A 17,345-nucleotide genomic window follows, 5' to 3' on the forward strand; every position below is an offset into this window, starting at 1 on the left:
ATTATTCAAATAAAAGTTTTTTAATAAATGCTATTTTTTGGTAGGTAATAATGATATCATCAATTTTAATTTCTTCTATATCATGGTGTGAACGGCCTGCAACATATCCTGTTTTATCTCCATTAATTATTAAAAATTCTTCGCCACCACAGATCTCAAATGTGAAAATGCCAATATAAAAAGGGTTTGCTTCAAATTTTTTAAGACACTGATTCAAAAAAGAAAGATCAATTTGGTCTGAAACAAATTGTTTCTCAAGCAGAGAATATTCATAGTTACCTTCATTCAACATATTCTGAAGTGTTTCAGATTCAGTTTGTAAACTTGCATATTGAGCAATAACAAATTCTATAAATTCCATTGTATAGAATATCTTAAAATCGTCAGCGTTTTTAAGTGCTTGATAGTAAATATTGGTCGATTCATCATGAAATCTGGCAAAATAACTTTGCATAATTTTAGGAATTATAATGCCATATTGTGATTCGATACTATCACAATGTCTGATGAATGTGTTTTCCGGATTCATTAATTCAAATTTTTAATACATAAGGTGAGTTGAGCGATACTTTTTTTCAGACTGTTGCTGTCTTCTGTATATAATATATGGGAGAGAACGGTTATATTTTAATTATTATGCAAAATAAGCTTTGTATTATTTTCTATTTCAATATCTCCCTAAAAACCCTCTCCATCTCCGTCTTATCCGCCTTTCCTCCTGATAAGTTTTTCGATTTTTCTTCATTTTCAGCGATTGTTTTCTCCAGAAATTCAAACAGTTCCCAATCGTTTGGATGGTAGTAAGATTCTCCTTTGGTTGCTTTTAAGGCAACGAGATCTTCTATTTTTCGTCTGGTTGAATTATCTGTTAAAACAAGCAGATCACTGAACAATACAGGCGGAACCGTTCCTTTTTCTATGATCCATTTTCCTGTTAATGTTGTTCTTAAGCAATAAAAGTAACTTTTTAATTTTACTTCATCACTTCTGCATGCTTCCAGATATTTCTTGCTCATGCTCAGATAATGATAAGAAACCGCTACCGGAGAAAAGCAGGCATCAGCTAAGGGTTTAAAGAGTTCTACAAACCTTTCATCCGCTTTATAAACGATAGGAGAATAGAACCAGCTCAGCAAAGCTGCGTTCGATTTCAGCAACAGGTGAAAAGTCTTTCGCAGATCCCAGCCGGAACCGTCCAGATCATCTTCTGTCATAAATTCTATGGTTTCATCCTTATCCCAGGGAGAAAGATACCAGTCTTTTTCATGACGGTATATAAAACGTATATCATAATCACTGTCAGGAGACGCAAAACCCCATGCTCTGCTCCCTGATTCTACGGCAAGAAGGACTTTTACGCCCCGACTTGCCTCAACTTCTTTTATTTTTTCAAGTATTTTTGGTGTCATTGTTTTTCATTTATAATGCAAAGTAAGTGATTTTATACGCAATGTACTTGCGTAGTTATTTTGAGTTGCGAGAGTTTGAGAGCGAGAGGGGATTTTTAGCCTCCAGGTTCTAGCATCTGGCCTCCAGCCTTTAAAAATTACCAACAAACAATACAAAATATCCCTCATTTCACTAATATTGCACTTCTTCTATTAACATAACTACATTTAACATCCATGTTATCATCAGAATTACGGCATAAAATTGATTTTAAAACAAAACCATTAGGAGCATTAGGACATTTGGAACACCTTGCACACAAAATCGGAATGGTTCAGAAAACCACTTCACCACAGTTATCAAATCCTCATATGGTAGTTTTTGCGGCCGATCATGGGATTGCCACAGCCGGGGTAAGTGCCTACCCACAGGAGGTAACGTATCAGATGGTCATGAATTTTCTGGGTGGAGGTGCGGCCATCAATGTTTTTTGCAGGCAGAATGATATTAAAATTAAAGTTGTAGACGCCGGAGTAAATTTTGATTTTCCGGAAGGCCTGAATCTGGTGGATAAAAAAGTCAGAAAGTCCAGCCGTAATATTCTGGAAGAACCTGCCATGACTTCCGAAGAATATCAGCAGGCGCTTAAAAATGGAAAAGCAGTGGTGAATGATATTGCGAAAAAAGGCTGCAATATTATCGGCTTCGGTGAAATGGGAATCGGGAATACTTCCGCTTCTTCATTGATGATGAGCAAACTGTTTGACATTCCAATTACAAACTGTATTGGACGCGGAACAGGTTTGAATGACCATCAGCTTCAGAATAAGATTCATATTTTAACGAAAGCCATAGAAAAATATCCGGCTGAAATGAGTGAGGATGAAATTGCTCAAACCTTTGGCGGATTAGAAATTGTACAAATGATCGGAGCAATTGAAGAAGCTTATCACCATAACATGCTGATTATGGTAGATGGATTTATTGCAACGGTAGCTGTAGCCACGGTCTGGAAAAAGAATCCTGAGATCCTGAACAACTGTATATTTTGCCATGTAAGTAATGAAAATGCCCATCCTCAGCTATTGGGACTGATGAGGGAGAAAGCTATTCTAAATCTCAACCTGCGTCTTGGTGAAGGAACAGGCTGTGCATTGGCCTATCCCATTATTCAAAGTGCAGTTAATTTCCTGAATGAGATGTCAAGCTTTGAAGATGCTCATATTTCCAATAAATCATCTTAAATTTTATGATCATAATAAAGGGGCAATGAAGCCCCTTTTATGGTATAGAAAATGAAAACTATTAGTAAGTTTTAGCAATATCTTTCCCTGTAAACATCATACGTACAGGTTTGTGCTGAATAGCATCTTCATTGAAGTTATAGAGTTTAAATATCAGATCAGTAGGAATATATCGGTATAAACCATCATCAACTAAATATATCTTACCGTCGTTGGTATTTTGTACCAGTTGGTTAGCTGAAGTGATATCAGGTCCTCTATCTCCAGTATAGTCATTGATATTATTAACTTTCAAAATCTTCCAGTCTTTAGGTTTCCCTGTTCTTGGATTCGGTTTGAAATCAAATAATCCATTGACAACAGACCAGGATTCAATACGTCTTAAAGTACTTTCAAAGACAATGTATACCGCTCCTGTACTGTTATCCTGGAAAAACTCTCCGTCACGGATTCTGAAAGCTTTAGGCTCTGATTCTTTCAGATAGAAAGAAATACCTTCGTAAACAAATCCATCTTTTCCGTCTCCCAGTTCATTCTTATCTCTCGTGTAAAAGTGGGTCTTTTTATCAGCATTAAAATACCTGTAGATCGGAAAGCTTCCCGGCTCATCACCGTTGTAGCTGGTACCAAGATCTCTTTTCTCCCAATAACTTTGTCCGGCAAATTCATTAGGATTGGTGGTTAATACCAGATCATTACTGCCTGTGTGAAACCAACTTGATATAACGGCACCGGGACCATCTGCAGACCCCAACAATCTCTCCTGAAAATAATAGCTCAGTCCAGGATAGGATTTAGGAAGTTCAGATGGTAAAGGAGAGGTATTGTACAGATGTTTTTTGGTAAGATCACTGTAGAAACCGTAAATAGGATTGGTTAAGTAAAAAGATTTGGACCAGATTCCCGCAGGTGGAGGAGTTGGTGTATCCGGATTATCTCTGAAGCCTCCTTTTGCTAATTTGTTAGGAGCAGATCCGTTAAGAGTTTGCGACTCATTTAAACTTTCCAGTTCATCACCCGGAGCTGAACAGCTAGCCAGGGATATAGCGCATAATGCAATGAAATAAGATTTTTTCATTTGATTTTTTTCATGGTTATTACGGTGCAAAAGTATAAATACTGCCGGGTTTAAAGGATAAATCTAACGTGATAAGATTCATGTTTCTCATTTTTTTAATCGATCTCTTTACCATTGTTAAAAGCTTTCCTAATTTTACAGGAATTGATTAAACCAGTTTCAATATTTAAAACCAACAGATGAAAGTCCTCAAAAATGAACTGATCTATTTTGCAACAGCCCTGATGTTTTTTACAAGAATTCCGGTTCCGTTTACCATTCCGTATTCCAGTGAGATTATGAATAAATCTCAAAAATACTTTGCATGGGTTGGGTTGGTAATAGGATTCATTAATGCATTAATTCTTTATCTTTCTATGATGCTCTTTAATCTTGAAATCGGGATTGTTGTAATGATGATTTCCAGTGTTTTGCTAACCGGAGCGTTTCATGAAGATGGCTTTACGGATATGTGCGACAGTTTCGGAGGCGGATATGGAAAAGAAAAAATCCTGACCATTATGAAAGACAGTCGGGTAGGGGCGTACGGAACTATTGGTATTATCCTGCTTTTTGCTTTGAAATTCTACAGTATTCAGGCTTTGGGAGCCGTTGCACCATTGAGAGTTTTAGGTATTATCATTTTAGCTCACACTGTAAGCCGATTTATTTCGGGAACAATGATTTATACCCATCAATATGTGACTGATATTGATGTCAGCAAATCGAAACCTTTAGCTAATAAGCCCTTGGATAAAATGGCTTTATGGATAGGCTTTATCAGTATTTTAATTGCATTTACCCTAATTCCTGACTGGCATTTAATTTTCGCTTTTGCTCTGGCGTATCTGGGGAAAATGTATATGGGCTGGTATTTTAAAAAACATATTGGCGGGTACACCGGAGATTGTCTTGGATCTGTACAGCAGGTTTGTGAAGTTTTATTTTATTTAGGAACAATCATCGTATGGAAGTTCATTTAATCCGTCATACTGCAGTAGAAAATCCTGAAAACCTGTGTTATGGTTTTGCTGAAATGCCTTTAAGAAAAAATTATATTGAAGATTTTAAAACGTTAGCCATAGATAAGGATTATGACCTAATTGTTTCAAGTCCTTCTGAGCGCTGCCTTTTTTTAGCTGATTATTTTAAGTCTGAATATCAAACAGATGAAAGGCTTCGCGAAATGAATTTCGGGAGCTGGGAAATGAAAAAATGGACTGATATTCCGGAAGAAGAAATTAATCCCTGGTACAAAGATTTTATTCATACAAACGCTTCAGGAGGTGAAAATCTTCTCGAAATGCAAACCCGCGTTCTCAGTTTCTGGAATGAATTTATTCAGAGAAAAGATATAGAAAAAGCGCTCATCGTTACCCATGCCGGAGTCATTCGTTTGATTCTTCAGGCTGTACTTCAGTTTCCGCTGGAGAATATGTTCAGTATTCAGATTGATTATGGAAAAAAGACCATTTTGAACGTTAAAAACGAAATACTTTCAATTAAAAACATCAATATATAGTTCTCACTTTCTATAAAAAAAAACCGCTATTGAAGCGGTTCTTGTGTTTAATATATTTTAAAATCTTCTGAATGGTCTTACCCTAACCATGTTGTAATCTTTGTTGTATTCCCACATATACCCAGCATATCCATCCAGAATTCTTGCCGAATTACCACCCGGAATTTCAGTAGAGCTCCAATAATACTTTTGTGACACATCATTCCAAGGGTTTGAGGCAATATTGTAAACATTCTTGGAACTTTTATAGAATGCCATCAGTTCTTCTTCAGATGGTAAAAACCAGTTACCAATGCCATTTACAGTATAATTAGCACATAATCTCGCTGCACAATTAGCATCTGAACATTGAGAAATAATTCTAGTTGTATTAGCAGGCCCTGATCCCATTACAGTCTGAGTTTGATTGATAATATTAAATGTACATCCCCATTTAATTTTATCAGAACCATTATAGGTAAGGTTGGCAGGCGCAGCTTCCAAATATCTCCAGCCGTCCGTAAACTCTCCTTTATCATAAAAAACATATCCCCCTGAAGCACCAATGGCACCGGCTGTTTTAAATGTTTTCTCGTCCGAATAATAAACCTGTGCACCTTCTTTTACATAAGATCTTACATAATAAGTGGTGTTCGGGAGTAATGCTGTAGCTTCCAGTTCGTATGCTGAATAATTATTAGGATTTGATATTTTGATGATTTGTCCGTTTGATATATTAACTCCCGTACTGGTTCTGTAACAGAATCCTTTTTCATCAGGATAGAATGCTTCAAGGTAATTTACCGAAATATCATCAGTACTTAAAGTGGCTGATGTGGTATATATTGCCTTAGCCATTTTGAAAGTAATATCCATCTTTGCAGGAGTAACGAAGGTCACATTATCGCCATAAATAATATCACCATTATTAGCTGCTACATATGCTCTTACATAATAAGTCGTTGATTTTTCAAAATCAGTACTATAAGTTGCCGTAAGTTGATAATCTCCTGTGGCATTAGTATATTCTTCAATCAGTTTTGAATTGCTGATGGTTGGGTTGATGTTTTTGGACCAGCAGAATCCGCGTTTTGAGTATCCCGATCCGGAAGAGGTTACTGTACCTGCAAATTTGAACTGTGCATTGCTGAAAGAAGGTTTGCCGGTTACTACTTTTGGAGAGGCACTTGCATTGTTGTTTGCGCCATTGTCATCATCCCTGCCACCGTCAGATCCACAAGAAGTGAGCACAAAGAATAAGAAGAAAAATAAAAAATTTTTCACGAATAAATTTCTTTTCATGAGTGTTTGTTTAGATTATTAGTTTTTATACATTTAAAAGTTGGCAAATATATAAAAAATAATAATATTATTTAGGAAGAGTAATGTGCTTGTTAATGAGAATATTTTATAAGCTGAGTTATGGTTAAAACGCCACCCGATGTGATCAGATGGCGTGATTGAATTTATTTAAAAATCCTGATAAAACTATCTTTTTCCAGGCTTTCCAGCGAGAAATCAAAATCTGCTTCCGCTTTTTCTGTGGTAATTTCTGCTCCAAGCTCTTTTATAAGATCATTGAAAGGCATGGCTTCATACCATTGCTGATACAATGCGCTTGTTGCCATCGCAGATACTTCAGTATTTCCTGAAACATGAGAATGTCCGGCTCCGAAATTCAGCAATACGAAACATTGTTTTTCTTTTTTTGTCACCAGCATTCCCAGAATCATTTGCTTCTGAACAGAATTACATTTTGCCTCGGCAAAGAGATGGTTAGGATTCATCATATACTCGTAGGAAATATCATCTCCTTTTCCGATAACGATCTTATATCCACAATTGGCATCTCCGCTGAAAACGTTGTTCATGACAAGTGTTGGTGCACAATGCCCTTTATTGGCATAAAGATATTCAACAGCACCGTTAGGAGCAGAAGTCATATCTCCGGAATACATCAATTGTCCGTCACCATGATTATAAGCAGCATTCCAGCCTATTTTTCCAGCAATATTTAACCCTGAAAGATCTAGGTCATTAGCCCCCCATTTGTCTTCCCAATAAATACCTACAGCCAGTCTTTCACCATAAAAACGGGTTCCGGTAGGAATATTTCCAACGAACATTTTTTCAGAAGTTGGCAATGCAAATTCTACATTCTCTGGGAAATAGAATTTCTTTCCGGACAAGTTTTCATATTTCAGTTTCAGAAAATCTAAAATAAATTCATAGTTGAACTGATTCACGTAAGTTTCATTACCTTTTTTCACCCATGATTTTCCATTTCTGACTCTGTAGACAAAAGTATCCTGACCATACATTCTTGAATAACATGCTGACAATGCTTTAAATAATGCAAATGGTGTCGCATTTTCCAGCCAATGCCAATCACTGTTTTCCAGTAATGTATTTGTAGCCTCATTCAATGGGTTTGAAATCAATGGTTTATGATTTACTTTAGAAAGCTTTGAAATTTTATTGATTGCTTTGGGAGCTCTGTTTTTATAAGCAAGGAATAACGGCTTAAATCTGTTAAAAATTTCTGCCAGTTTTTCCATACCAAAACTTTCAAAGAGATAGGTTGGGTTAAAATTACTTTGCTTAATTAAACCAATCAATTCATCGTTTTTGATTAAAAGTGTGGTATTGGTTGTTTTATAAATAACATAACGGAAAAATTCAACAGGATTTTCAGGATAAATGTCATATCGATCAGCTATTTTTATGATAGCTTCCTTATTTCTGATGTTTTCTTTTCCTGTGAAATCATATTCCAGTTCCGAATGCAGAATATGCAGCAAGTCATCAATGGTTTCTTCTTTCAAAGCAATCCCGGACTTCAGAAGAGAAAGGCATTTTTCCTGCATTTCTTCTACAGAGTAGGCTTTGATGATTTTAAAAACCAGCTTTGTCTCAGGAATATTCAATATTTCTTTGGGAATGTAAATTTCATTCTGAAAATTACTTCCATAGGTTGAAATATAATGTCGGACCTGTTCAAAAAGCAATTCAATTCTCGAAGTATTTTTTATTTTCGCCCAGGATTTATGGAAAGTTTTATTCAAATCATTTCCATTCAGTTTTTCTTTGGCATAATAAGAGATGATCTCATTTTTTGCCCATACAGCATCAGATTCAATGATAAAACCATCATCAGAAATAAATGGCTTTTCATCAGATTTTCTGGCCAGTACAGCATTGAATAATTGTAGTGTTTTCATAGTTTTAAATTTAAAAAATAAGTGAGGAGTAGTTTCATTAAAAGTGAAGGGTATAGGAACTCCTTTTACCTATAGTTTATAAAAAGCGGGGAGTAATTTATCCAAAAAATATAGGAACTCCCTTTGCCTTATAATTTGTAAAAAGGCGGAAAGTAATTCTGAAATTATAGGAACTTTCTTTGCCTTCAGTTTTTTATCTTATGAAAATGACTAATACATGAATATCAGCATTTTCTTTATTTTTGAGGAGCAGACAGGGCTCGAACCTGTGACACACAAATATTTGATTTATAGGAACTTTGTTTGCCTTAAGCCAAAAGTAATCTTGTTGCTCTACCATCTGAGCTACTGCCCCTGCCGTTATGAAAAGTTTTCATGAACCTTAAGGGCTTTTACACCCATAAGGTCTGGTTATTAGTTTTTTTAATTAAAAATTATGCTTTTCTATATTTCTTCTTTCTCTTCCATGGTGCATTTTTCTCAACATCTCCGGCCATAATACATCCGTAAGGCATCACTTCATCCAGAACTTCACAAAGTCCGTATTCCTCAATCTGAGCTCTTACATTCTTAGCACTTTTATAAGCGCTTGGAAGCTCAGAAATATCTACTTCATTGGAGTAGAAACGGATATCCAATCCTTCTGTTTCCTCTTTGAAGATTTCCTCAGTTGTTTTATGAGCCAATGATCTTTTATGCTGGCTTCTGCTGAAGTTTCTTCCGGCTCCATGCGGTGCAAAACCTATGTTTCTTTCATTTGTTTTTCCCTGGACAATCAATACTGGTTCTGCCATATTCAACGGAATCAGTCTTGGTCCAGTGATATCGGGCATGAATTTATCATCCAGCGGAGTTGCTCCTTTTGCATGATAGAACAGGTCTCCATCTTTGAAAACGAAGTTATGTTCATTCCAATACCTGTTTTCTTTTTCCATTTCCAGCTTGTTCAGCACGGCATCGTGAAGAGAAGTATGGTTTTCTTTTGTCCATTGTCTTATTAATTGCAGCGCTTCCCAATAAGATTTACCTTCTTCAGTATCATAAGGAATCCAGGCATTTTCTTTCAATGTTTCAGGAGAAATTTCCTGTCTGAAACGGTTGGCAGTCTTCATCCCTTTATCATATAATGCTGCTCCCGGAGCTCTTGATCCGTGGTGCGTAACCATCATGGTATTTCCTGTATTTTTAGAAATTCCAACGAAAAGGAAGTGGTTTCCGTCTCCCTGAGTTCCCATATGAGAACGGGCAATGCTGATCAGCTTTTCATCATTTAAGAATTCATTTTCTCTGAAAGCGTTCATCAGTTCCTGAGACATCGGCATCTGTTCTCCTCTTGGTCTTCCTCCATACCCAAAGTGTGTTACAGAATGTGCAGCATCCAGAACATCTTTAGGATTTGTTTTTCCAAAATCTGTCAGCATTACAGAACAACAGATATCCGCACTATGGAATCCCGGGTGAATGGCATTCTTTGCAATTACGACACCTCCTACCGGAATCTGACCTTCAGGACCTGTAGGGCAGGCATCAGGCATTATAGCTCCTCCAATTAGTGTAGGGGTTTTCATCAGCACTTTCATAGTTCTGATTACCTTTTCCACATTGTCATTTTCACTTTCGTGCTCTGCACGTATGTTGATCATAAAATCTTTAGCTGTTTCATGAAGCGGAATAAGGTCTGGCTGCTTGAACTGTACCAGATATTCTGCGATCTGATTTTCATCCAGATTATTCTCGTTGATATAGCTAATGGCATCTTTAAACCATTTTGCCGGTCTATATCCTAATTCGATTAAATGATTTCCATTAAATTCCATTTTGTTTCATTTTGATGATGCAAAGTAATATCATTATTGCGCAATAGTTTTGCGTAGATAAAGAAATTTTAATTATTTTTACAAAAAAGTTATAAAAAGGGTAAAAAAGCTGATCTATATATTGGCACATGATCCTGAAACAATATAAACAAAATTAAAATCTGCAGTTATGGTACTATTAGAACAATTAAAACATTTCCCGGAAACCATCCAATTTGGTGACGTTATTGCGCACATTGATGATCATTATGAGTTTACACCTACAGCTTTTCAAAACGGAGATACAACGAATCAGGCAGGACAGAACAATGGCACGTGTAAAGTTTTCAGTTTCGCAAGCATCCAGGATCTGACTAAAGAAGAAACACTTTGGCTCTTTGGAGAATTCTATAGGGAAGATGTTTTGAAAAACCCCGATGGAATTGATCATCAGAATATCAGAAACTTTATGAAGTTTGGCTGGGAGGGAATTACTTTTGACGAAAATGCCTTAAAAGAAAAATAGTTTTTAGAAAAGAGCAAAAAAACGAATAAGTGAAGAGCTTATTTAAAAACACCAATCATTAAACACTAAGGTATGTCATCCAATAAAAACGCTCTGATCCGGTATAAAACATTAGACAAATGTCTTAAAAACAAATATAAAAAATATACGCTTGAAGATCTCATTGATGAATGCTCAGAAGCATTATTTGAATTTGAAGGGAAAGAATCTTATGTAAGCAAACGGACGGTTCAGCTCGATCTTCAGAATATGCGGAGTGAGAAATTCGGATATGAAGCTCCTATTGAAGTCTACGAAAGAAAATATTACCGCTACAGTGATCCAGACTACAGTATTCATAATATCTCTGTGAATGAAAGTGATCTGAAGGCTATGAACAATGCGGTTCAGATTTTAAAACAGTTCAAAGACTTTTCTATGTTCAAAGAGATGAATGGTGTCATTCAGAAACTGGAAGACTCAATCCATGCAACCAACCAGAAATCGATTATTCACCTGGATAAGAATGAACAGCTGAAAGGCCTGGAGCATATTGATATTCTGTATGAAAGTATAGCGAATAAAAAAGTACTGAAGATTCTTTACAAAAGCTTTACGGCAAGAGAATCCAATCTATTTACTGTACACCCGCAGCTGTTGAAGGAATTCAACAACCGTTGGTTTCTGATCTGTCTTTATAAACAGAAAATGTACAATCTGGCTTTGGACAGGATGGAAAATATTGAAACAGATGAAAGTCTTCCGTATATTGATAAGGATCTGGATGGAGATGAATATTTCAAAGATATTGTAGGAGTTACAGTTTCGGAATCAATGGATCCGAGAAATGTGATTTTCTGGGTAGATTCTGGAAATGCTCCTTATGTGAAGACCAAACCGCTGCACAAAAGCCAGGAAATTATCAGGGAAGATCAGGATGGTACTTTATTCAAAATATGTGTTCAGATCAATTTTGAGCTGGAGAGACTATTGCTTGGATTCGGGAACTCTCTGATTGTTCATAAGCCTAAAAAATTAAGAGTGAAAATGGAAGAGAAATTCAATGAAGGAAGTAAAAACTATCAGAATCTGGTGATTCCTGAGGAGATGTAATCTGCTCAAAATAACGATTTGAAGCTAGGATCAAAGGTAATTTATTTTTACATTTTATCTTGGCTTGGAAATTGCATTATTAACATCACAATATCACATTATGAAATCAAGAATATTTAAAGCATTAATTGCAATTATAGCACCGCTGGCGATAGAATATATCGTTAAAAAAATATCTGAGAAAATAGATAAAAAACAAGAAGACAAAGAGAACGGAAAAAAGCAGATTACTGCATAAACGTTAAAGTAGTTAAAATTTAAAATTATTGAAAAAGAGACTGTCATAAGTATGTACAGTCTCTTTTTTGTTATTTGTCGTTTCTTGTAAGGAACGCTGAAAAACACCCCGTCAAAAATCCAAAGAATTTTTGCCAATCCTCCGAAAGAGGGGAGTTCTTATGTCACCAGTTGGGATATTGGTCAGAACTGTACTTTTTCTGCGAGATTGTGACTGGATTCCTGCGGAATGACACAATTGTAATGATGGTTTATCCACAAAGTTTGTCATGCCGTAGAAATTTAAACGTCCTTATTATTCATCGCTTAGATTGAATTTTCTTAAAATCTTTTATGACTTTTACGGTTTCCTTACACAAAATCATAAATCCCATCTTTCCATCCCAATACTTTAGAAGAGTCTGCTTTAAGCCAGTTTTTCAGGATCGTTGCATATACTTTTCTGAAATCTTCTTTGTAGATCAGGTCGCCCTCATTCAGATTCTGTAAATCAGGAAGAGCATTTAGTATGCCTTTCTTTTTAAGGTTTCCGCTTATAAAAAACATCTGATTGGCTGTTCCGTGATCCGTTCCGTTACTGGCATTCTGTGCAACACGGCGTCCGAATTCTGAAAATGTCATCAGCAGGATATTATTGAAAAGACCATTGCTTTTCATATCGGTAACAAATGATTTTACAGCTTCATTGATGTCATTGAATAACTTCTTTTGCCTGTCATTCTGATTGACATGGGTGTCAAAACTTCCAATGGAAAGATAGTAAACCTGCGTATTGATGTCGGATTTTATTAAAGATGCAACGGTCTTAAAGTCTTTTCCCAACTGGGAATTAGGATAAATCTGTTCTGTCTTTTTGGCTTTGCTTTTCTCAAAAATATAATCAGCATTATTGATTGTTGAACCTAAAGTCTGATAAAGATAAGAAACTGTTTCATCGTCGTGATGATGGTCATAGAGAGATTTAAAATACTTTTCCTGACTGGTTTGGTAGAGTCTTTTAGGGTCTTTAAAGGCAAAAGCTTTATTATTTTCTCCTTTTAAAGCTAAGCTTAGCATATCATCTACTTCCAGTGCCTGGGTAGGATGGTCACAGCGATAGCATTCTTCGTCCAGAAAACGCCCCAGCCAGCCTGTTTCCAGAAACTGATCACTTCTGCTTGCCGACTGCCAGATATCCATACTTCGGAAATGAGATTTGTCGGGGTTGGGATATCCTACATTATTCATTACAGAAAGCTCCCCATGGTCAAAGAGCTCTTTAAAATAGGAGAGAGACGGATTGATTCCTGCCTCATCAGTCAATGGTATTGAATCCTGAATGGCAAGTGTTTTTCTTTCCCTGAAATAAATATCATTTTTAGCTGGAATGATGGTATTCAACCCATCGTTTCCACCAGTAAACTGAAGAACTACCAGAATATTCTGATTGGGATTCAGAGCTTCGTCCAGGGTCATGGCTTTTAAGAAATTGGGCATCAGCATAGAAGCGGTAGCCAGTGAACTTATCTTAAGGAATTCTCTTCTTTTGATTAACATAATTTTGCTTTTAGGTTAAAGGTGGCTGATGATAGGTTGTAGGATTGGGTTGCATTTTTATTAAAGATTATTTTTTATAAAATTTTTATGGCAGAGAATAATAAATAAATTGTTGCAAATCTATACCGTGACCGATATTACCTGCTACCTAAAATCTTTTCCCTACATTAACTGATATTCCGGGGTAGACATCAGGTTGATGATATTCATTTTTATACTCTTGTCAGAAAAATTCTTTACTGAGTTCATATCCAAACTCTTAGTGTTCTGCAAAAGATAGTCTTCACAGTTTTTATTGGTGAAGAGTTTTTCAATACGCTCCCAGTTGATAGTAATATTCGGATTTTTAAAGCTTTTATTTAAAGCTGTTTCGTGGGATTTCATTCCCATATCGATATCATCATCCTGCCGGGGACTGTATTCCAAAGGACGAAGCCCAGACCAGATCTGTGGAATCTGAAGTCTTACCATTAGGGTAGAACTGTCTATCCATGATTTTCCATTGGGCCATCCCGCAACATTGGGTGGATAAAGCAGCATCTGTCCCAATAATTTCTGATAAACGATGAGGTTTTCCGGGTTCTGAATATGCATGGGAAGTATCCTCATCATACCTACCATCAGCTCTACAGGAGATTTTATCCTGTTACCGATATTTTTTTGATCATAAAACCATGTGCTTGAAAAGATGTCAGTCATCAGTTTTTTGATGTCATATCCGGAATTGTAAAAACTGGTACTCAGCTTGCTGACAATATCCTGATCTACTTTTTCATTAACGAAGAATTTATAGATTTTCGTTGTAATAAATTGTGCGGTCACTTTCTGTTCCAGAATAGTATTTAGTACATCACTTCCGCTGAAGTTACCTGTTTTTCCTAAAAAAGTTTTGGAACCCTCATCATGAAGATTTTTTCTTTCTTTAAAATTTCCTTCCTTATCATAGCTCCACCCGGTAAAAGCTCTTGCTCCTTCTCTTACATCCTTTTCAGTGTAATTGCCTCTTCCCATGGTAAAGAGTTCCATGACCTCGCGGGCAAAATTCTCATTAGGATGATCCTTTTTATTCTGTTGATTATTTAGAAAATTAAGCATGGCTGGCGACTGGCTCACTTCAAAAAGCAGATCTTTGAAATTTCCCAGCGCATTCTTTCGGATGGTATTTAAAAGCTGTTTGTTGAATTTTGGATTAACTACTCTTGAGGCGAAATGTCCATGCCAGAAAAAGGCCATCTTTTCCCTCATCTGTTCCTTGCTGTTGACGATTGTATTCAGAAAATTGAGGTTAAGTTCATTATTTTGCTCTCTGTTGAGTCGCTGCATTTCTTTTTTCTTTTCCGCAGGAGCCGTACTGTTCATGTAATCTGCTGCCGAATCGGGATCAGGCGTATCATAAGTGATCTCATTGAAGCTGCCCTCATTTAATAATTCAGCCATTAAGGTTTTAATGCTTTTATTTTTCAAGTCATCAATTTGATGAATGCCAATACCGAAACCTGCGCGCCAAAGAAGATGCTTGTTTTTTAATAATGAATCAGCCATTGTGGGGAATTTATTTTTTGATGTATTTTGAAGAAAAAGGCTAAAATGATAACGGGTTAAGGATTGTTAATATTGTCGTGTCCGCTGGAAGCTGGAAGAATGAAGCTGGGAGTTATAGCTGTAGGAAGGAGAAATTTTCTTTTATTCTAATCATAACAGATGTGGGTTTTTATATAACAGTATATTACTTCCGGCCTCCATCTTCTTGCTTGCTTCTTTTTTCTTTAATTCACTTTTTGGGATCAATTTTTTGATAATTTTTGTTAAACAAATATTTAAATTTTGTTAAAAATAAGATATTGATATTCATTGTTTTATGGTTTTTCGTGATGTTAAAATCAAAGTAAAACGCTTGCTTGGCATGATTTTTACATCCTCTTGTTTAGTAAAATTTAAAAATTAGAGTTATGAAAATGTTTAAACAAGCAATAGTACTGGCTGGTATTTTAACAGCAGGTATAGCAAGCGCCCAAAGTTCTCAGATGAATAATATGATCAAAGTAGGTGCAAATGTTGGTTTAGCAGTTCCCGCTGATAATCTTTCCGCTGCAGTAGGAGTGGATGTAGCTTACCAAAACCTGATTACACCAGGATTTGGATTAGGTATTGCATCAGGATATACTCACTACTTTGGAAAAGAGAACAACGGATATAAAAATAATGATGTAGGAGTAGTTCCTGTAGCCGCTTTAATCAGAATTTATCCAAAACAAACCGGCTTCTATTTCGGAACAGACTTAGGGTATGGTTTCTTAGTAGGAGATAAAACGGTTGCATCCAACACCAATGTTGAAAGAGCAAGCGGAGGTTTCTACCTTAAACCGGAGATCGGTTACCACAACAGAGACTGGAATTTCTTCGTACAATACCAAAAGGTTTTTGTAGGAACAAAAGGAGATTTACCTGGTCAGGACTATAATGTGGGGAATATCGGTGTAGGATTCGGTTACAATATTCCATTAGGAAAGTAGTTAGATTTAATATATAAACAATTATTAACCAAAACCTTTTCACGAAAGTGGAAAGGTTTTTTTGTTCTGTGCATGATTTACAAAAACTATTATTATATTTGGTAAAATTTGAGGTTATGATTCTGAATCCAAAATTTCCACTTTATTTACCAGGAGTAGAGAACAGTAATAATGATAATGTTTCTATCATTGGGGCAAGTCTCCGTGAAGATATAACAATCTTAGGCTATTTCGTTTCCGGGAACGGAGGTCTTGAGATAAAAGTACAAAATAAATATGCAACCAAAGAATACGCTTCTTTTTCAGATATTTTAAAGAAGTTTATTCAGGATAACCAATTGCAAAATATAAAGCGTCTGGGAATGGCAGTTCCAGGTCCTGTACTTGACGGGAAAAGCAGTCCTGTAAGATTGGGCTGGAATTTAGATGTTGAAGAATATGCCCGTGATTTCGGGTTCGAAAAAGTAGACATGCTGAACGACCTTGAGGCTTCTGCCTACGGAATGGCTCTTCTTGAAGATAACGATCTTGAAGCTATTTATACAGGAGGACATCTTGAAAAAGGAAATGTAGCGGTTCTTGCTCCCGGAAACGGATTGGGTGAAGCCGGATATTTCTTTGACGGAAAATACCTGAGACCTTTCGCTACAGAAGGTGGACACTCAGAATTTTCACCAAGAACCAATGTAGAAGTTGAATTTTACCAGTTCCTAAATAATATATATGGTATTGTAAGCTGGGAAAATGTACTTTCCAAGTCAGGACTATTCAATATCTATAGATTTTTAAGAGATGTGAAAAGACATCCTGAACCAGAATGGCTGGGAGAGCGTCTTGCACAAGGGAATTTTGTGGAAGAGTTGTACAAAGCTGCCGTAGAGGAAAATGTTTTGATCTGTAGAATTGCTTTAGATACTTTCCTTGAGTTTCTGGCAAGAGAAGCCAATAACCTTACTTTAAAGCTTAAGGCTACAGGAGGACTACTGATTGCCGGGGATATTCCACAGATTGTAAGAGAATACATTGACAAGGCAAAATTCTATGAGAAGTTTAAGATCAGTGATAAAATGGAGGAGATGCTTAGAAGTACTCCTATCTATCTGGTCAAGCAAAATCACACCGCATTAAATGGTATAGCGCTTTATACGGCTTACTATCAAGTATAAAACAGAGCTCCGAAGAAATTCGGAGTTTTTTTATGAGATGATATTATTCATGAAAATAATAAATTTT

General features: G+C 36.2%; 16 protein-coding genes and 1 tRNA gene. 8 read left to right on the plus strand and 9 right to left on the minus strand.

Annotated features, from left to right (window positions below):
* Position 1: 1 nt before the first annotated feature.
* Positions 2 to 529 carry a hypothetical protein gene (locus tag KIK00_RS21510; RefSeq protein ID WP_255814301.1) on the minus strand — a complete coding sequence of 176 codons (528 nt, stop codon included), beginning with the start codon at positions 527 to 529 and terminating at the stop codon, positions 2 to 4.
* 133 nt (positions 530 to 662) lie between these two features.
* The gene (locus KIK00_RS21515) at positions 663 to 1,409 is read right to left on the minus strand and encodes a nucleotidyltransferase domain-containing protein (RefSeq protein ID WP_255814302.1); all 747 of its coding nucleotides are present in this window, start codon (positions 1,407 to 1,409) and stop codon (positions 663 to 665) included.
* Positions 1,410 to 1,625: 216 nt separating this feature from the next.
* On the opposite strand from KIK00_RS21515, the gene cobT reads away from it, so the two are divergent.
* Positions 1,626 to 2,633, plus strand: coding sequence for a nicotinate-nucleotide--dimethylbenzimidazole phosphoribosyltransferase (cobT, locus tag KIK00_RS21520; protein WP_255814303.1), 1,008 nt, complete (start codon positions 1,626 to 1,628; stop codon positions 2,631 to 2,633).
* A 61-nt stretch (positions 2,634 to 2,694) separates the two neighbouring features.
* Here cobT and KIK00_RS21525 read toward each other — a convergent pair whose 3' ends face one another.
* On the minus strand, positions 2,695 to 3,711 hold the full coding sequence (locus KIK00_RS21525; protein WP_255814304.1) for a hypothetical protein: 1,017 nt from the start codon (positions 3,709 to 3,711) through the stop codon (positions 2,695 to 2,697).
* A 179-nt stretch (positions 3,712 to 3,890) separates the two neighbouring features.
* On the opposite strand from KIK00_RS21525, the gene KIK00_RS21530 reads away from it, so the two are divergent.
* Both KIK00_RS21530 and cobC read left to right on the plus strand, forming a co-directional pair.
* Positions 3,891 to 4,673, plus strand: coding sequence for an adenosylcobinamide-GDP ribazoletransferase (locus KIK00_RS21530; protein ID WP_255814305.1), 783 nt, complete (start codon positions 3,891 to 3,893; stop codon positions 4,671 to 4,673).
* Positions 4,658 to 5,212 carry an alpha-ribazole phosphatase family protein gene (gene cobC, locus KIK00_RS21535; RefSeq protein ID WP_255814306.1) on the plus strand — a complete coding sequence of 185 codons (555 nt, stop codon included), beginning with the start codon at positions 4,658 to 4,660 and terminating at the stop codon, positions 5,210 to 5,212. The genes KIK00_RS21530 and cobC overlap by 16 nt, the downstream gene beginning before the upstream one ends.
* 57 nt (positions 5,213 to 5,269) lie before the next feature.
* Here cobC and KIK00_RS21540 read toward each other — a convergent pair whose 3' ends face one another.
* From KIK00_RS21540 to KIK00_RS22925, 4 genes are all read right to left on the minus strand, one after another.
* Positions 5,270 to 6,493, minus strand: coding sequence for a hypothetical protein (locus KIK00_RS21540; protein ID WP_255814307.1), 1,224 nt, complete (start codon positions 6,491 to 6,493; stop codon positions 5,270 to 5,272).
* A gap of 164 nt (positions 6,494 to 6,657) precedes the next feature.
* On the minus strand, positions 6,658 to 8,412 hold the full coding sequence (locus KIK00_RS21545; protein WP_255814308.1) for a hypothetical protein: 1,755 nt from the start codon (positions 8,410 to 8,412) through the stop codon (positions 6,658 to 6,660).
* Positions 8,413 to 8,657: 245 nt separating this feature from the next.
* Positions 8,658 to 8,767: transfer RNA gene (locus tag KIK00_RS21550), tRNA-OTHER, on the minus strand.
* A gap of 79 nt (positions 8,768 to 8,846) precedes the next feature.
* Positions 8,847 to 9,647 carry an RtcB family protein gene (locus KIK00_RS22925; protein ID WP_370647756.1) on the minus strand — a complete coding sequence of 267 codons (801 nt, stop codon included), beginning with the start codon at positions 9,645 to 9,647 and terminating at the stop codon, positions 8,847 to 8,849.
* Between the two features lie 751 nt (positions 9,648 to 10,398).
* On the opposite strand from KIK00_RS22925, the gene KIK00_RS21560 reads away from it, so the two are divergent.
* The 3 genes from KIK00_RS21560 (at position 10,399) to KIK00_RS21570 (ending at position 12,064) form a co-directional block, all read left to right on the plus strand.
* Complete coding sequence (locus KIK00_RS21560) at positions 10,399 to 10,734, plus strand: HopJ type III effector protein (RefSeq protein WP_255814310.1); 336 nt, start codon at positions 10,399 to 10,401, stop codon at positions 10,732 to 10,734.
* A gap of 72 nt (positions 10,735 to 10,806) precedes the next feature.
* Positions 10,807 to 11,826, plus strand: coding sequence for a YafY family protein (locus KIK00_RS21565; RefSeq protein ID WP_255814311.1), 1,020 nt, complete (start codon positions 10,807 to 10,809; stop codon positions 11,824 to 11,826).
* A gap of 100 nt (positions 11,827 to 11,926) precedes the next feature.
* Positions 11,927 to 12,064, plus strand: coding sequence for a hypothetical protein (locus tag KIK00_RS21570; protein WP_255814312.1), 138 nt, complete (start codon positions 11,927 to 11,929; stop codon positions 12,062 to 12,064).
* A gap of 350 nt (positions 12,065 to 12,414) precedes the next feature.
* Here the strand turns inward: KIK00_RS21570 and KIK00_RS21575 are convergent, their stop codons facing one another.
* A complete protein-coding gene (locus KIK00_RS21575; RefSeq protein WP_255814313.1) occupies positions 12,415 to 13,599 on the minus strand; it encodes a DUF1501 domain-containing protein in 1,185 nt (394 codons plus the stop codon).
* A gap of 162 nt (positions 13,600 to 13,761) precedes the next feature.
* On the minus strand, positions 13,762 to 15,141 hold the full coding sequence (locus KIK00_RS21580; protein WP_255814314.1) for a DUF1800 family protein: 1,380 nt from the start codon (positions 15,139 to 15,141) through the stop codon (positions 13,762 to 13,764).
* A 407-nt stretch (positions 15,142 to 15,548) separates the two neighbouring features.
* Between KIK00_RS21580 and KIK00_RS21585 the strand changes: the two genes are divergently transcribed.
* Together KIK00_RS21585 and KIK00_RS21590 are read left to right on the plus strand one after the other, a co-directional pair.
* Positions 15,549 to 16,112 (plus strand): membrane protein, encoded by a 564-nt coding sequence (locus tag KIK00_RS21585; protein ID WP_047377098.1) that lies wholly within the window; start codon positions 15,549 to 15,551, stop codon positions 16,110 to 16,112.
* 116 nt (positions 16,113 to 16,228) lie between these two features.
* Positions 16,229 to 17,278: a glucokinase gene (locus tag KIK00_RS21590; protein WP_255814315.1), complete on the plus strand. Its 1,050-nt coding sequence runs from the start codon at positions 16,229 to 16,231 to the stop codon at positions 17,276 to 17,278.
* The last annotated feature ends 67 nt before the right edge of the window (positions 17,279 to 17,345 follow it).

The sequence above is a fragment of the Chryseobacterium sp. MA9 genome (assembly GCF_024399315.1).
Classification (GTDB): domain Bacteria; phylum Bacteroidota; class Bacteroidia; order Flavobacteriales; family Weeksellaceae; genus Chryseobacterium.

Coding starts and splice junctions, on each gene's coding strand:
- KIK00_RS21510 (WP_255814301.1), bottom strand. CDS start 529: ATGAATCCGGAAAACACATTCATCAGACATTGTGATAGTATCGAATCA.
- KIK00_RS21515 (WP_255814302.1), bottom strand. CDS start 1,409: ATGACACCAAAAATACTTGAAAAAATAAAAGAAGTTGAGGCAAGTCGG.
- cobT (WP_255814303.1), top strand. CDS start 1,626: ATGTTATCATCAGAATTACGGCATAAAATTGATTTTAAAACAAAACCA.
- KIK00_RS21525 (WP_255814304.1), bottom strand. CDS start 3,711: ATGAAAAAATCTTATTTCATTGCATTATGCGCTATATCCCTGGCTAGC.
- KIK00_RS21530 (WP_255814305.1), top strand. CDS start 3,891: ATGAAAGTCCTCAAAAATGAACTGATCTATTTTGCAACAGCCCTGATG.
- cobC (WP_255814306.1), top strand. CDS start 4,658: ATGGAAGTTCATTTAATCCGTCATACTGCAGTAGAAAATCCTGAAAAC.
- KIK00_RS21540 (WP_255814307.1), bottom strand. CDS start 6,493: ATGAAAAGAAATTTATTCGTGAAAAATTTTTTATTTTTCTTCTTATTC.
- KIK00_RS21545 (WP_255814308.1), bottom strand. CDS start 8,412: ATGAAAACACTACAATTATTCAATGCTGTACTGGCCAGAAAATCTGAT.
- KIK00_RS22925 (WP_370647756.1), bottom strand. CDS start 9,647: ATGGGAACTCAGGGAGACGGAAACCACTTCCTTTTCGTTGGAATTTCT.
- KIK00_RS21560 (WP_255814310.1), top strand. CDS start 10,399: ATGGTACTATTAGAACAATTAAAACATTTCCCGGAAACCATCCAATTT.
- KIK00_RS21565 (WP_255814311.1), top strand. CDS start 10,807: ATGTCATCCAATAAAAACGCTCTGATCCGGTATAAAACATTAGACAAA.
- KIK00_RS21570 (WP_255814312.1), top strand. CDS start 11,927: ATGAAATCAAGAATATTTAAAGCATTAATTGCAATTATAGCACCGCTG.
- KIK00_RS21575 (WP_255814313.1), bottom strand. CDS start 13,599: ATGTTAATCAAAAGAAGAGAATTCCTTAAGATAAGTTCACTGGCTACC.
- KIK00_RS21580 (WP_255814314.1), bottom strand. CDS start 15,141: ATGGCTGATTCATTATTAAAAAACAAGCATCTTCTTTGGCGCGCAGGT.
- KIK00_RS21585 (WP_047377098.1), top strand. CDS start 15,549: ATGAAAATGTTTAAACAAGCAATAGTACTGGCTGGTATTTTAACAGCA.
- KIK00_RS21590 (WP_255814315.1), top strand. CDS start 16,229: ATGATTCTGAATCCAAAATTTCCACTTTATTTACCAGGAGTAGAGAAC.